This is a genomic window from Brucella sp. 22210, from assembly GCF_052045675.1.
GTDB lineage: Bacteria > Pseudomonadota > Alphaproteobacteria > Rhizobiales > Rhizobiaceae > Brucella.
The window spans coordinates 52250-65122 of sequence record NZ_JBQEPD010000003.1 but is presented as its reverse complement, the minus strand read 5'-3'; the positions used below and the strand labels follow the sequence as shown (position 1 = coordinate 65122).

The following is a 12873-nucleotide window of genomic DNA, read 5'->3' as shown; positions in this document are numbered from 1 at the left end:
CAGATCGAAAGGCGCTTTAATTATCTGGTTTAACGCGCATCTTTTCCGAAAACCGTTTCACACTTTTCGGGATGCGCTCTGATCCTTCCACCAACGGAGCATTGCATATGTCTCGTACTCTCGTCCTGGTTCGCCATGGCCAAAGCGAATGGAACCTGAAGAATCTTTTCACCGGCTGGCGCGATCCGGGCCTGACCGAACAGGGCCATGCCGAAGCCAAGGCCGCTGGCCAGCGCCTCAAGGCTGCGGGCCTGAAATTCGACATCGCCTATACGTCGGTGCTGAGCCGTGCACAGACCACCTGCCAGCACATTTTGGATGAGCTGGGCCAGTCTGGCCTTGAAACGATCCGCGATCAGGCCCTGAACGAGCGCGACTATGGCGATCTCTCCGGCCTCAACAAGGACGATGCCCGCGCCAAGTGGGGCGAAGAGCAGGTCCATGTCTGGCGCCGTTCCTATGACGTGCCTCCTCCGGGCGGCGAAAGCCTGAAGGATACGGGCGCGCGCGTCTGGCCTTATTATCTGCATCAGATCCAGCCGCATGTGCTGCGCGGCGAGAGCGTTCTGGTGGCTGCACACGGCAATTCGCTGCGCGCGCTCATCATGGCGCTCGACGGCCTGACGCCGGAACAGATTCTCAAGCAGGAACTGAATACCGGCGTGCCGATCATTTACCGGCTTAATGCTGATTCGACTGTGGCCTCTAAGGAAATTCTGGAAGCCTGACACGCAGTTGGCAGCAATTTTATCGGGCGCGACACCGCGCCCGATGGCGTTTTCAACACGGAAAACGGACAGCTTGAAAAAAAGCTCACTGAATTTCGAAAACGCGATTGACAGAGGCAAGCTGACCCCTTAGATGGGTCCTCGTCGCCCAGATGGCGGAATTGGTAGACGCACCAGCTTCAGGTGCTGGCGCTCGCAAGGGCGTGGAGGTTCGAGTCCTCTTCTGGGCACCATTCCTAAGTCTTCGGACCACTACCAAGGTTCAGAAGCACCCCAAAAAGCCCGCGCAAGCGGGCTTTTTTGCTATCCGGGCCTATCGCATGCCCGTGCGGCCAAAGCCCGGCCTGAGCTTCAGGAAGACAGCTATGCAGTTCACCTCCGCTGATCGCGACGCCTTTTTCGAGCTTCTGAAATGGCGGCGGGATGTTCGTCATTTTCGCAGCGAGCCGATAGACGAAGCGATGATTCAAGCGCTGCGGCAGGCGATGGATTGTGCGCCCTCTGTCGGCAATGCGCGGCCCTGGCGCGTCTTCGCCGTGGAAAGCCTTGAGAAGCGTCAGGCGGTCCATGATGCCTTCAGGCAGGCCAACCGCAAAGCAGCACAGATTTACGACGGCGCACGCGCCGAGGCCTATCGTGACCTGAAACTGGAGGGGCTTGCCGTCGCCCCGTTGCAGCTTGCCATTTTCACGGAAACGGAACCGGCGGAAGGGCATGGCCTCGGGCGACAGTCGATGGCTTCCACACTGGAGCAAAGCACGGCGATGGCCGTGCAAAATCTCAACCTCGCCGCCCGGTCGCTGGGCCTTGGTGTCGGCATGGTGTCTATACTCGACCCGGTGGCCATGGAACGGCTTTTCGACGTGCCGGCGAACTGGCGTTTCAGCCTTTATCTGTGCGTCGGCTGGCCGAGCTTCACCGACGACACGCCGCTGCTGCACAAATGCGGCTGGCAGGAAAACAGCAGGACCGACTGGCGCTCCTGCTGATTGACTTTAAGAGCAGAAGCCCGGCCCCAACCAGGTCGCTCCGTATGTGTAATACACGTTGAGGACTTCCCGCTCCGCAAAAACGCTGAGCGGCCCCTTGTTATTCAGCAAGGCAAACAGTGTTTCCTCGGTAAACGGAACGCTGACGCGCTCAAGGTAAAGCGCTCTCGAACGATGCTGCGGACGGCTGGGCCAAACGACGACCAGTTCTTCGGATTCTTTCAGCGTTCTCTGGATTGCAGCTTCGGCCTCTGACAAGTCCACATAGAACGCATCATCCCATTCCGGCATAACGTCATCGGTGATTGCATAGAAACTGAGCATTTTCGTCACGATCGGTCTCCACCCGGTGCACTCTCGCGGTACGCCCCCGCGTTGTGCCCTCCTCTTGATCCTTGGTGATCGGGGAGTTGGAAAACCGTTCAAGACGGTCCCTGTAGCCTTTAGTTCGGTGAACCTGTTGCATACGCCACAGGCTCCCCGACCATGAGGTCAAGGAATTTGGTACTGTAACGGCCAATACCAACCGCTTGAATTGGGTTTCCACGCCCAAGACCGCCGCGTAGCGGTCCATCGCTAGGCGTAGAGGATTTCTAGCAGCTTGTCACATGCAAAATCTGCCAAGCGACACGCTTCTGCCGGATGATCGCAAGGCACTGTGAAACAAGCGAAATCGATGGCTGGCTAACCGCAGCGACCATACGATATCTCTGTTTTAGAATGAAGTAATATTCAGCGGCAGTTTTGCGCAGGAAACACGCGCGGCTATGCCTTTTCTCATGAGCCTTGGTGGTCAGGGTGATCGTAACCGTGTACTGTTCCGGTCCCACGACCTTTAGCTTCTGAGAAGCCTGGACATTCGTCGCGGGCACCCTGACCATAAAAAGCGAAGAACCGCCGCAAGCAGTCGCCCTGCAATTGGTAACCCGGCTAAGTTGATTCGTCTCGCAGAGATTGCAGCGCAGCGCATAGGTCTTGGTGGTCAGGGTGTAGTAAACCGCGCTCAAACAGCCCCACGACCTTTAGCTTCTAAGAAGCCTGAACATCCGCCGTGGGCACCCTGACCATAAAGGGCAAAGAGTTCCTTGTTTGTAGAGGCAAGCACTAGTTTTGCTGTTCGATCCTTGGCGGTCAGGGCGTTCGCAACCGTATCGAGCCGGCCCCACGGCCTTTAGCTTTTGAGAAGCCTGGACATTCGCCGCGGGCACCCTGACCATAAAGAGCGAAGGCCGCCGCAGAGCAGCCCCTTGCAATTGGTAACCCGGCTAAGTTGATTCGTCTCGCAGAGATTGCAGCGCTACGCATAGGCCTTGGTGACCGGGGAGTGGAAAAGCCAACTGTGTGATGGCCCCCGCAGCCTTTGGTTCGGTGAACCTGTTTTATACGCGACAGGCCCCCCGGCCATAAAGAACAATGGGCCGCTGTATAGCAGTCCACTTCATGCTCCTTGGCGGTCAGGGCGTTAGTAACCGTGTAGAGCCACGCCCCCACGACCTTTAGCTTCCAAAAAGCCTGGACATAATCGCGGACACCCTGACCATAAAGGGCAAAAGGCCGCCGCATAGCAGCCCCTCGCAATTGGTAATCCGGCTCAATTGATTCGTCTCGCGGAGATTGCAGCGCGATTAGCAATCCTGCCAACGGCCTTTACTCTGACTTGTGCTAACTATATCCAAAGACGAGCAATTCCGTTGGAGCAAGTGTTGATGCGCGCCTTCGTTCTCGCCCTTTTTCGCGGCACCTCGTCATTCTGCGCGACCGGACTGGCGTTCGGCACCTTGTTCTTTGCCGCAGCGCTGACGCCGAGCCTTATTCCGCGCACCTATGTCATTCAGGGTGCGCTGTGCGGGCTGGTCTTCGCAATCGGCTATGGCATCGGCGTGCTTTTCGGTGCGCTGTGGCGCTATCTCGAACTGCCGGAAATACAGGGCCGCAAGCGCGCCATCCTGAAAATCGTCGTGGGCATTGTCTGCCTTGCCGTGGCGCTGATCGCCCTTCGCTCATCCGCTGGCTGGCAGAACTCGATCCGCACGGCCATGGATATGCCGCCGGTGCCTTCCGCCTATCCCGCGACCCTGACCGCGATTGCCATTGCCGTCTTTCTGGTGCTGCTGATCATCGCCCGCATCCTCATTCGCATTGGCCGCTATTTCTCGGCGAAGATGCGCCGCATCATGCCAAGGCGCGTTGCAAACGTCATTGCGGCCTCGGTGACGGCTTTCCTGATCTGGACCGTCGCCAATGGCGTGCTGATCAATACAGCGTTCAAATCGCTCGATGCGTCCTTCAAGCGCTATGACGCCCTGATGGAGCCGGACCGCGTGCAGCCATCCTCGCCCGACAAGACCGGCAGCGCCGCGTCCCTGATCAACTGGGAGGATCTGGGACGCGCCGGGCGTGAATATGTCGCCACCGCGCCGACCGCAGCCGAGATTTCCGCCTTTACCGGACGCACGGCCATGGACCCGATCCGCGTCTATGCCGGGCTCAATGTCAGCCGGACACCGCAGGAACGGGCGCAACAGGCGCTTGAAGAGCTGAAGCGGCAGAAAGGCTTCGACCGGTCTGCGCTGGTGATCATCGTGCCGACCGGTACGGGCTGGGTCGATCCCTCCGCCATGATCGGGCTGGAATATCTGCGCGACGGTAACGTTGCCAGCATTGCCATGCAATATTCCTATCTGAACAGCCCGCTATCGCTGCTGTTCCAGCCGGAATATGGCGCGGAGTCGGCGCGCGCGCTGTTTGAAACGGTCTATGATTACTGGAAAAGCCTGCCCGTCGACAAACGACCGAAGATTTATCTGCATGGTCTGAGCCTCGGCGCTTTCAATTCGCAAAGCTCGGTATCGCTGTTTGAAATATTGGATGCGCCCCTGAATGGCGCCCTGTGGAGCGGCCCGCCCTTCCCCAGCGCGCTGTGGCGTTCGCTGACGCGCAGCCGCAATGCCGATACGCCGGAATGGCTGCCCGTGGTGCGCGACGGCGCCTTCGTGCGCTTCATGAACCAGAATGGCGAAGCGCCCGGCAATGGCAACGAATGGGGCGTGATGCGCACGATCTATCTGCAATATGCCAGCGATGCCATCGTGTTCTTCAACAGCAGCATGTTCTATCGCGAGCCGGACTGGATGAAAGAGCCGCGCGGTCCCGATGTATCAGCCGATTTACGCTGGTATCCGATCGTGACCGCGCTGCAACTGGTGGTCGACATGGCATTTGCCGACAGCGCGCCCATGGGGCATGGACATGTCTATGCCCCTGAGCATTATCTGGAAGCCTGGCGTGACATCACCGGCGCCGAAAACTGGCAGAGCGATGATATCAACCGGCTGAAGCAATATCTGCGTCACAAGGTGGACGAAGGTAATGCCGAAGGGTTCGAGGAACGCGGGGGCTAGCCCCAAGGAATTTGATAGTAACGGCTGTTGCAGTCATCTGAAAATCGACCGTAACAGCCCAGCTTTGAAAAGAAATTGGCGGCGGGCCAACCGTTGGCCGCCTTTTGAAACAAACTCAAATGCTATTGAGCGGTTCCGCAATCCGAAACGGAAAGCGCCCGGTCACGCCATGCGCTGACGGCGGTACCCTGCGTCTGGTTTTCGACGACGATGTGATGGCCTTCATAAATGCCGGAAGCAACCCACTGCTTCGCCGCTTTCTGATACACATCGATCGTAATTCCGAGTTGGTCTACCTTGGCTTGTGACAGCATGTATTCCCTCTTGAATGGTGAAACGCACATCCCAAAAAGTGTGAAACGGTTTTTGGGCAAGATGTGCGTAAGATACATAAGAGGAGCACCAATCTGATTGACCAGATTGAAAGTGCTCCCAAGGCGAAGCTGGAATATATAATCGATTTGACGACAGTCTGATGTCACATTTTCGCTACCGGACTGTAATTTTTATAAAACACAATATTTTGAACAGCTTATGGCTGTATAAACCCACATCGGGTTGGTGCAGGTTTATTTAGAAGAATTACCATGCTTACTTAATTGATTTATACTTGAACCTGAATTCAATTTGCTTCTTCATCAAGCTGAAACATGACAAACTGAGTAAATTGTTCCGGATTGAAATTATTATCGGAAGCGATGACCACCGTTTTACGGCCGCCGATTATCGGACCCCAGGTGACCGACTCAATATTATCGATGTCGAGGCCGAAATCACCTTCCCCCAGCCGCAGGACAGCTTCCTTGGCCATCGGCGTCAGCGAAACATCCTTGAGTGTCGCCATGCCGCTAGTATCGGTCGCCCCGGCAAAACGCGCGCGGTAGAAATTGATCCGGCTGCCAACGCCATGCGCATAGGAGCGTTCGACCGTCAGCAGATCATCACCCCAGGCGAGAAATTCCGACATGCCGTTGTCGTTCCAATAGGGCAGCTTGGTCGCCTTGGTGAAGATCGGGCCCGTATCATAGGCATATTCCGCCTTCACCGCGCCGGACAGAATATCGAAGGCGAGTATGCGGGCGCGACTGCCTTTTTCCAGCGTTGCCTTGTCACCATCCTGAAGCAGCGCATTTTCCAGCCCGACAAGCAATGCTTTGCCATCCGGCGAAAAGGTCAGGCTTTCAAAGGACAGGTTGTCGCGAATGCCGCGTGCGCCATCGCCATTCGGGATGTAATAATCGGGCAAGGTAAATTCACGGATCAGGCTGCCATCAATGCGCGATTCCCGCACGGCTGGCTTGCCATTGCGGTCGCCTTCGCTGGTCCAGAACAGCGTGCCGGTGCCCGCATGGAAACGAATGGATTCCGCATCGACATCCTTGATCGCGAAGGGCTTGCCCTCGGCATTCAACAGCGTGACGGTGGAAAGGATATCGACGCTGTGCAGCCCCTTTTCGTCAGCAACGATCTTGAGCGTATAGAACCGGGCTGGCGCCTTTTCGGAACGGTCGTCGGAAATGGCGTAGTAGATGTCGTGCGCCGCATCATAGTCGAGGCCGGATATGCCACCGAACTCGACGCCTGCGATTTGCAGGCCGGTTGGCAGCACGATCTCCCCAAGCAGCGTGGGCTTTTTGAAATCCTGCGCGAAGGCCGCAGTCGTCAAAGAAACAACGGCGTAAAATGCTGCAACAAAAAACGGAGACTTCATCAAACGCACCTTGCCCGGTTCACAAACAGAAAGCCTATCTGATAGCGGCAAGATTTGAAGCGTTCATGACGGTGACATTTTCCGCCTTGCAACGGGACGCATTTCCAGCAAAAGTATGGAATGGTTTTGTGTTTTCATATGCGTAAAAACAAATAGTTAGCAATAGATTGTGCGTTGTTTGTCTCGGCAGAACGACTAAGAGGCCCGCCATGGAACAGCCCGATTACGACCGCGCATTCGGCGAGATTATCCGGTGGCTGAAGCAGGAAGGGTTGATCCTGCAAACCGATCTTGAGGGGAATACGGAGCTTTCCACCCGTGCCGAACGCATCGGCCGCAAAAGGCGGCGCGAGGCAGCGGCAACACAAGAATAAACCCACAGCATAAAACGGGGGAGTTGAGATGCGGCACAAGGGTCTGCTGGAATTCGGGCGGAATCGGACGCTCTATGGACTGTTCCTGTTCTGCGCGGTCTGCGCCATCGCGGGCAGTCTGCTGAGCTATAATGGCGAGACCTCTTTCTGGCGCTGGCTGCATTATCTCACCAAACCGACCGCAACGCTGTTCCTGCTGGCGGCAGTGCTCTGTTCCGGCAAGCCGCGCTCGAAATCTTATGGCTTTGCCGTGGCCTTCGGCCTTGCCTGCGCCGCCCTTGGCGACTTTTTCCTGATGCTGCCCGGCGACTATTTCATGGCCGGGCTGATTTGCTTTCTCGTCACCCATTGCGCCTATATTTACGCCCTGTCGCGCCATACCCGCTTTGCACAGAACAAGGGCGCCTTTGTCGTTTTCTCGCTTGCGGCCTTTGCGGTGATCACCGGTCTTTGGACGGCCCTGCCGGGGGCCATGAAAATCCCCGTCATCATCTATGCCGCAGCTCTCGGCGTCATGGCCGCGCAGGCTTTCAGCCGGGCAACCGGCACGGAACCGGAAACACCGCAACACTATGCCGCCTGGCTGGCGGCACTGGGCGGTGTGTGCTTCATGGTCAGCGACACGCTGCTGGCCTATGACCGGTTTCGCTTCGACATTCCGCTGAGCGGGTTCTGGGTGCTCGCCACCTATTATGTGGCGCAGTTCCTGTTCGCCCGGTCGACGGAGGATTTCACCCATGAGCGATAATCTCGACGCGGCTTTCGCCCGTCTGCGTCAGTCATGGCTGGATCATCGCCCGCCCTATGAGCAGCGCATCGATGATCTCAAGCGCCTGCGCGCTGGCCTGGCGGCCCGGCTTGACGACATGGCGAAGGCGATCAGCGCCGATTTTGGAAACCGCTCCGCGCACGAAACTCTTTTGGGTGAAGCAAGCGTGGTCTTTGCCGAAATCGATGATGCGCTGCATCATCTCAAGCGCTGGATGAAGCCGAAACGCCGCAAGGCGGGCTGGAAATTATGGCCGGCGAAAGCAGAGCTTCGCTTCGTGCCACTGGGTGTCGTGGGCGTCATCGCGCCGTGGAACTATCCGGTCAATCTGGCGCTCGCACCGCTGGTGGCCGCCATTGCGGCAGGCAATCATGTTCTGATCAAACCGTCCGAACACACGCCACAGACGGCAGCCTTTCTGCAAAAGCTCATCAGCGCGGTCTTTCCGGACAATCGTGTTGCCGTGGTGCAAGGCGATGCAGCGCTTTCGGCCCGCTTTGCCAGCCTGCCTTTCGACCATCTGTTCTTTACCGGTTCCACCGCCATCGGGCGCAAGATCATGGCGGCAGCAGCGGCCAATCTGACGCCGGTGACGCTGGAACTGGGCGGCAAGTCTCCCGCCATCGTCAGCGAAAACGCCAATCTGGTGCGGGCCGCACGCGCCATCGCAAACGGCAAATTCTTCAATGCCGGACAGACCTGTATCGCGCCGGATTACGTGCTGATCCACCACAGCAAACGCGACGCATTCATTGCCCTGCTGCGCGCGGAAATGCAGGCTCGTTTTGGCGGCGCGTCCGCAGATCCAGACCGCACCACCATCATCAACGATGCGCAGTTGCAGCGGCTAACCGGCCTGCTGGCCGATGCGAAGGACAAGAGCGAAGGCATCGTCGAGCTGCTCGCGCCATCGACCGAACCGCGCCTCATGACGCCGACGCTTATTCTTGAGCCGCAAGCGACCAGCGCCATCATGGCGGAAGAGATTTTCGGACCGCTGCTACCGATCATCAGCTATCGCTCGACCGATGACGCCATTGCCCATGTGCTGGGCCATGACCGCCCGCTGGCGCTTTATTGTTTCAGCGAGAATACACCCGAGATCGAGACCATCCTCGCCCATGTGGTCGCAGGCGGGGTCTGCATCAACGACACGCTCTATCATTTTGCCTGCACCAGCCTGCCCTTCGGCGGCGTCGGCGCGAGCGGCATGGGCCAGTATCACGGTTATGATGGTTTCCTGACCTTTTCCAAGGTCATGCCGATACTGACGAAATATGCGCCTGCCCCAAGCGACCTCATCAAGCCGCCCTACCGCGGCCTGACCGACAGGCTGGTTCGTTTCATTGCCCGCTGAACATCTGCCCTAAACACTCAATTGTGCGTGGCGGGTCTGTTCAAATTGCATAGCAAACTATCTATATAGAAGAGTATAGATTTGAAATATTCATCTTGAACTGACGACCTTACGGGTGAAAAGGGTGCAGAAGAAAAAGGAAGCAAACCGGATATCGAAGTCGATCCTGACGGCGATCCGCAACAGGCCGGGTTTCAGGCCTCTCAACGCCAATATCACTGGCGGTGATATTGTTATTGCATCCTATAATGTTCACAAATGCATCGGCATCGACAAGCAGTTCAATCCGCAGCGCACCGCAGATGTCATCAGCGAAATCGACGCGGATGTTATAGCGTTGCAGGAAGCCGACAAGCGTTTTGGTGAACGGTCGGGGCTTCTCGACCTTGGCCTGCTGGAACGCCGCCACGGCCTCATTCCCGTCCCCATCACCTCCACAATGCCCAAGGGGCATGGCTGGCATGGCAATGTACTGCTGTTTCGCGAGGGCATTGTCCGCAATGTCCAACAGCTGAAATTGCCCGGCGTGGAACCACGCGGCGCGCTTGTCGCCGACCTGCAATTTCCGGCGGGACCGTTGCGCGTGATCGCCGCGCATCTGGGCCTTCTGAAACGCTCCCGCGAGCAGCAGGCGGAAAGCATCCTCACCGCCTTGCAGGAAGCCGACACGCTGCCGACGCTGTTGATCGGCGATCTCAATGAATGGCGCATCGGCAAGCGTTCCTCGCTCGCCGCGCTCATGCCGACCTTCAACCACGTTGCAACGGCGGTGCCGAGCTTTCCGTCACGTTTTCCGGTCTTCGCGCTCGACCGGGTGATGGGTGCACCGCATAATCTCGTGACCTCGGTGGAAGTTCACAACACGCCGCTGGCGCGCATGGCATCCGACCATCTGCCGATCAAGGCGCATCTCGACCTGAAGACGGCGATAGAGCATTTCCAGCAAAAGTGTGAAACGGTTTTGCGTCTGGAAATGCGTGAAAATAAATAGACCTGTTGCACAATCTCAATCCGGAGATACCCGCAAGCAGAACCGGCTCATAGATAGGGCGAACCCAGCCAGATGATCCGGTCGATCAGGCGCACCAGAAACGGGCGGTTCTTGAGACGGGTCAGATTGACCTGACGGCTCTCCTCGATGACCTTGCCGATCCGTTCTTCCACCTGACGCGCCACATCGCGATCCAGAATTTCCAGATCGATCTCGAAATTGAGCCGCAACGAGCGCGGATCGATATTCGAGGAGCCGACATAAGACCAGGTGCCGTCAATCGTCATCAGCTTGGAATGGTTGAACGCGCCGCCCGCGCGCCAGATGCGGCAGCCATCCTTCAAAAGCTGGTCGAACTGGGCTCGCATCGCTCGGTCGACAAGCTTGAGATTGTTGACCCCCGGCACGACGATATCCACCGACACGCCGCGCCGCGCCGCGGTGACCAGCGCGCTGATCAATTCCCGATCCGGCAACAGATAGGGCGACATGATGAGGATATGCTGCTCGGCTATCGAGAAAGCGCCCATCATCATGCGATGGTTGGTTTCGACATTCTTGTCGGGGCCGGAGCCGACCACGCGCACCAGCGTACCTGTACCTGGCGGGCTTTCGGGCGCGGCAATGCGCCATGCGTCACCGGTCAGCAATTCACCCGTTGCAAATCGCCAGTCCTCGGAAGCGATGTGGAAAAGATCGGCAATGGCCGGTCCTTCCAGCCGGAAATGCGTATCGATCGCCACCGCATCGCCAGCAATCGCCCGCACGAAACCGGCGCGGATATTCATGCCGCCGGTAAAGCCGTATCGCCCGTCCACGACAAGGATTTTGCGGTGGGTGCGCAGATTGGCATAAGGCAGGCGCAAGCCGATGATGATGTTGCCGTTGAAGACATCGACCGTCACACCATTTTCCTTGAGCAGGCTCACAATGCTCGGGATGGAGTAACGCGCGCCGACCGCATCGATCAGCACCCGCACTTCCACGCCCCGCTTGACGGCAGCGCCCAGCGCCTCGGCAAACTGGATGCCGATGGCGTCACGGTCGAAAATATAGGTTTCCAGCAAGATACTGCGCTCGGCCTTGCTGATGGCTTCCAGCATGGCGGCATAGGCCTCGTCGCCGGTTTCCAGCATTTCGATGCGATTGCCGCTGGTGAAATCATAAAGGCTGACGGCATCGCCTAGAATTTTCATGGCGCCGAACTGGCGCCCGAAAGCGGCGCGCACAAGGTCGTTGGTCGTGTCGAAATGAGAGAGGTGATAAAGCGCGATATGCCCCTGCGCGCGCTGCTGGGTGAGTGTCGAGCGCCTGATCCGATTGACGCCCGCAATGGCATAGACGACCGCCCCCACGATGGGCGACAGCACGATCACGCCAACCCAGCCAAGTGCGGTGCGTACTTCGTCCTTGGTCATGGTCGCATGAATAGCCGCTATCGTGCCCAGCACAATCGACAGGACAGCCAGAATATGCGGCCAATAATGGGAAACCAGATCGAACATCGAACAGACTTTTCCAACAACAATTGAGTACCGGGAAACCGGCAGCGCCCCCGCGTCAAGTTCCTGAAATATGTAGCCGATAGAGATTAAAACAGGTGTAACGGCAAAGAGATAGAGCCAAACGGGCCAAAAAAGTGCAACCGCCACGAATTAGTTTATGCGCAAAAACAAAGAGATATGGTCGCCTGCGCCTGAAACAGGCGTGGTTTCAGGGGCCCAACAGGCTGGTACGACCGGCACGCGCTGCCAATGCTGGTCAAACGCTCCGCATGCCTTATATTGTTGCGTAGGTTACGAAAATTGGGTCACGACAATTCGAGGGACAAGAGGGTTATTCGATGGCAACGACGAACAAAGATTTCGACAATCCGGTGTTACCGACAGAGCTGACATCCAAGTGGGGCTGGTTCGTTGCGCTCGGCGTGGCGCTTCTCATTCTGGGCGGCATCGCCTTCGGCAATCTGGTGCTGGCCACGGTCGTTTCGGTCTACTATGTCGGCATGATGATGCTGATCGCCGGCGTGATCGAAATCATCCATGCTTTCGGCGTGAAAACCTGGGGCCGGTTTTTCTTCTGGCTCTTGAGCGGCCTGCTTTATGCGGCAGCGGGTGTCATCACCTTCATCAACCCCATATTGGCGGCAGGCATCCTGACATTCCTGCTGGCGGCAGCCCTTCTCGGCTCCGGCCTTTTCCGCGTCTGGATGGGCTTCAAGTCGAAGCCCGCATCCGGCTGGGGCTGGATTGTGGCCGGTGGTGTCATCACCGCGCTGCTCGGCCTTATCATCGCCATTCAATGGCCGGTCAACAGCCTGTTCATCCTCGGCCTTTTCCTGGCTATCGATCTGATTTTCCAGGGCTGGACTTACATCGCCTTCGGTCTTGGCATCAAAAGCCGGTAAAATCCTGATCATTTCTATAAAAGCGGCGTGTTCAGCGCCGCTTTTTCATTTCTAGCCCTATGCGGGACACGGCGCTTGTTGAGATTCTGCCCAATGACTGCTAGATGCAGCGCAACATCTTTGCGGCGCATATTTGCGCGGCCCAA

General features: G+C 57.4%; 12 protein-coding genes and 1 tRNA gene. 9 read left to right on the top strand and 4 right to left on the bottom strand.

Annotated elements, in window-relative coordinates:
- The first annotated feature begins 107 nt into the window (after positions 1 to 107).
- The 3 genes from ACTJKP_RS05275 (at position 108) to bluB (ending at position 1717) form a co-directional block, all read left to right on the top strand.
- Entirely contained in the window at positions 108 to 728 is a 621-nt protein-coding gene (locus ACTJKP_RS05275; RefSeq protein ID WP_078339901.1) for a 2,3-bisphosphoglycerate-dependent phosphoglycerate mutase, read from the top strand.
- 146 nt (positions 729 to 874) lie between these two features.
- A tRNA-Leu gene (locus ACTJKP_RS05270) sits at positions 875 to 961 on the top strand.
- A 132-nt stretch (positions 962 to 1093) separates the two neighbouring features.
- The gene (gene bluB / locus ACTJKP_RS05265) at positions 1094 to 1717 is read left to right on the top strand and encodes a 5,6-dimethylbenzimidazole synthase (RefSeq protein ID WP_440629921.1); all 624 of its coding nucleotides are present in this window, start codon (positions 1094 to 1096) and stop codon (positions 1715 to 1717) included.
- 6 nt (positions 1718 to 1723) lie between these two features.
- Here bluB and ACTJKP_RS05260 read toward each other — a convergent pair whose 3' ends face one another.
- A complete protein-coding gene (locus tag ACTJKP_RS05260) occupies positions 1724 to 2050 on the bottom strand; it encodes a hypothetical protein (protein WP_440629920.1) in 327 nt (108 codons plus the stop codon).
- Positions 2051 to 3423: 1373 nt separating this feature from the next.
- Between ACTJKP_RS05260 and ACTJKP_RS05255 the strand changes: the two genes are divergently transcribed.
- On the top strand, positions 3424 to 5118 hold the full coding sequence (locus ACTJKP_RS05255; RefSeq protein ID WP_440629919.1) for an alpha/beta hydrolase: 1695 nt from the start codon (positions 3424 to 3426) through the stop codon (positions 5116 to 5118).
- Positions 5119 to 5240: 122 nt separating this feature from the next.
- On the opposite strand, the gene ACTJKP_RS05250 is transcribed toward ACTJKP_RS05255, so the two are convergent.
- Positions 5241 to 5432 (bottom strand): hypothetical protein, encoded by a 192-nt coding sequence (locus tag ACTJKP_RS05250; protein ID WP_078339897.1) that lies wholly within the window; start codon positions 5430 to 5432, stop codon positions 5241 to 5243.
- A 308-nt stretch (positions 5433 to 5740) separates the two neighbouring features.
- Entirely contained in the window at positions 5741 to 6829 is a 1089-nt protein-coding gene (locus tag ACTJKP_RS05245) for an esterase-like activity of phytase family protein (protein WP_440629918.1), read from the bottom strand.
- Between the two features lie 209 nt (positions 6830 to 7038).
- Here ACTJKP_RS05245 and ACTJKP_RS05240 point away from each other — a divergent pair, with 209 nt between their 5' ends.
- The 4 genes from ACTJKP_RS05240 (at position 7039) to ACTJKP_RS05225 (ending at position 10320) form a co-directional block, all read left to right on the top strand.
- Entirely contained in the window at positions 7039 to 7203 is a 165-nt protein-coding gene (locus ACTJKP_RS05240) for a hypothetical protein (protein WP_162762703.1), read from the top strand.
- Between the two features lie 28 nt (positions 7204 to 7231).
- Positions 7232 to 7951 carry a lysoplasmalogenase gene (locus tag ACTJKP_RS05235; RefSeq protein WP_440629917.1) on the top strand — a complete coding sequence of 240 codons (720 nt, stop codon included), beginning with the start codon at positions 7232 to 7234 and terminating at the stop codon, positions 7949 to 7951.
- Positions 7941 to 9329 (top strand): coniferyl aldehyde dehydrogenase, encoded by a 1389-nt coding sequence (locus tag ACTJKP_RS05230; protein WP_440629916.1) that lies wholly within the window; start codon positions 7941 to 7943, stop codon positions 9327 to 9329. The genes ACTJKP_RS05235 and ACTJKP_RS05230 overlap by 11 nt, the downstream gene beginning before the upstream one ends.
- Positions 9330 to 9453: 124 nt before the next feature.
- Positions 9454 to 10320: an endonuclease/exonuclease/phosphatase family protein gene (locus ACTJKP_RS05225; protein ID WP_078339893.1), complete on the top strand. Its 867-nt coding sequence runs from the start codon at positions 9454 to 9456 to the stop codon at positions 10318 to 10320.
- Positions 10321 to 10367: 47 nt separating this feature from the next.
- On the opposite strand, the gene cls is transcribed toward ACTJKP_RS05225, so the two are convergent.
- Positions 10368 to 11825 carry a cardiolipin synthase gene (gene cls, locus ACTJKP_RS05220; protein WP_440629915.1) on the bottom strand — a complete coding sequence of 486 codons (1458 nt, stop codon included), beginning with the start codon at positions 11823 to 11825 and terminating at the stop codon, positions 10368 to 10370.
- A 338-nt stretch (positions 11826 to 12163) separates the two neighbouring features.
- Between cls and ACTJKP_RS05215 the strand changes: the two genes are divergently transcribed.
- On the top strand, positions 12164 to 12727 hold the full coding sequence (locus ACTJKP_RS05215) for an HdeD family acid-resistance protein (protein ID WP_078339891.1): 564 nt from the start codon (positions 12164 to 12166) through the stop codon (positions 12725 to 12727).
- The last annotated feature ends 146 nt before the right edge of the window (positions 12728 to 12873 follow it).

What these genes read in the sequence shown, in the direction of transcription:
- ACTJKP_RS05215 (WP_078339891.1), top strand. Translation starts at nt 12,164, where the DNA reads ATGGCAACGACGAACAAAGATTTCGACAATCCGGTGTTACCGACAGAG.
- ACTJKP_RS05255 (WP_440629919.1), top strand. Translation starts at nt 3,424, where the DNA reads ATGCGCGCCTTCGTTCTCGCCCTTTTTCGCGGCACCTCGTCATTCTGC.
- cls (WP_440629915.1), bottom strand. Translation starts at nt 11,825, where the DNA reads ATGTTCGATCTGGTTTCCCATTATTGGCCGCATATTCTGGCTGTCCTG.
- ACTJKP_RS05245 (WP_440629918.1), bottom strand. Translation starts at nt 6,829, where the DNA reads ATGAAGTCTCCGTTTTTTGTTGCAGCATTTTACGCCGTTGTTTCTTTG.
- ACTJKP_RS05240 (WP_162762703.1), top strand. Translation starts at nt 7,039, where the DNA reads ATGGAACAGCCCGATTACGACCGCGCATTCGGCGAGATTATCCGGTGG.
- ACTJKP_RS05275 (WP_078339901.1), top strand. Translation starts at nt 108, where the DNA reads ATGTCTCGTACTCTCGTCCTGGTTCGCCATGGCCAAAGCGAATGGAAC.
- ACTJKP_RS05250 (WP_078339897.1), bottom strand. Translation starts at nt 5,432, where the DNA reads ATGCTGTCACAAGCCAAGGTAGACCAACTCGGAATTACGATCGATGTG.
- bluB (WP_440629921.1), top strand. Translation starts at nt 1,094, where the DNA reads ATGCAGTTCACCTCCGCTGATCGCGACGCCTTTTTCGAGCTTCTGAAA.
- ACTJKP_RS05235 (WP_440629917.1), top strand. Translation starts at nt 7,232, where the DNA reads ATGCGGCACAAGGGTCTGCTGGAATTCGGGCGGAATCGGACGCTCTAT.
- ACTJKP_RS05230 (WP_440629916.1), top strand. Translation starts at nt 7,941, where the DNA reads ATGAGCGATAATCTCGACGCGGCTTTCGCCCGTCTGCGTCAGTCATGG.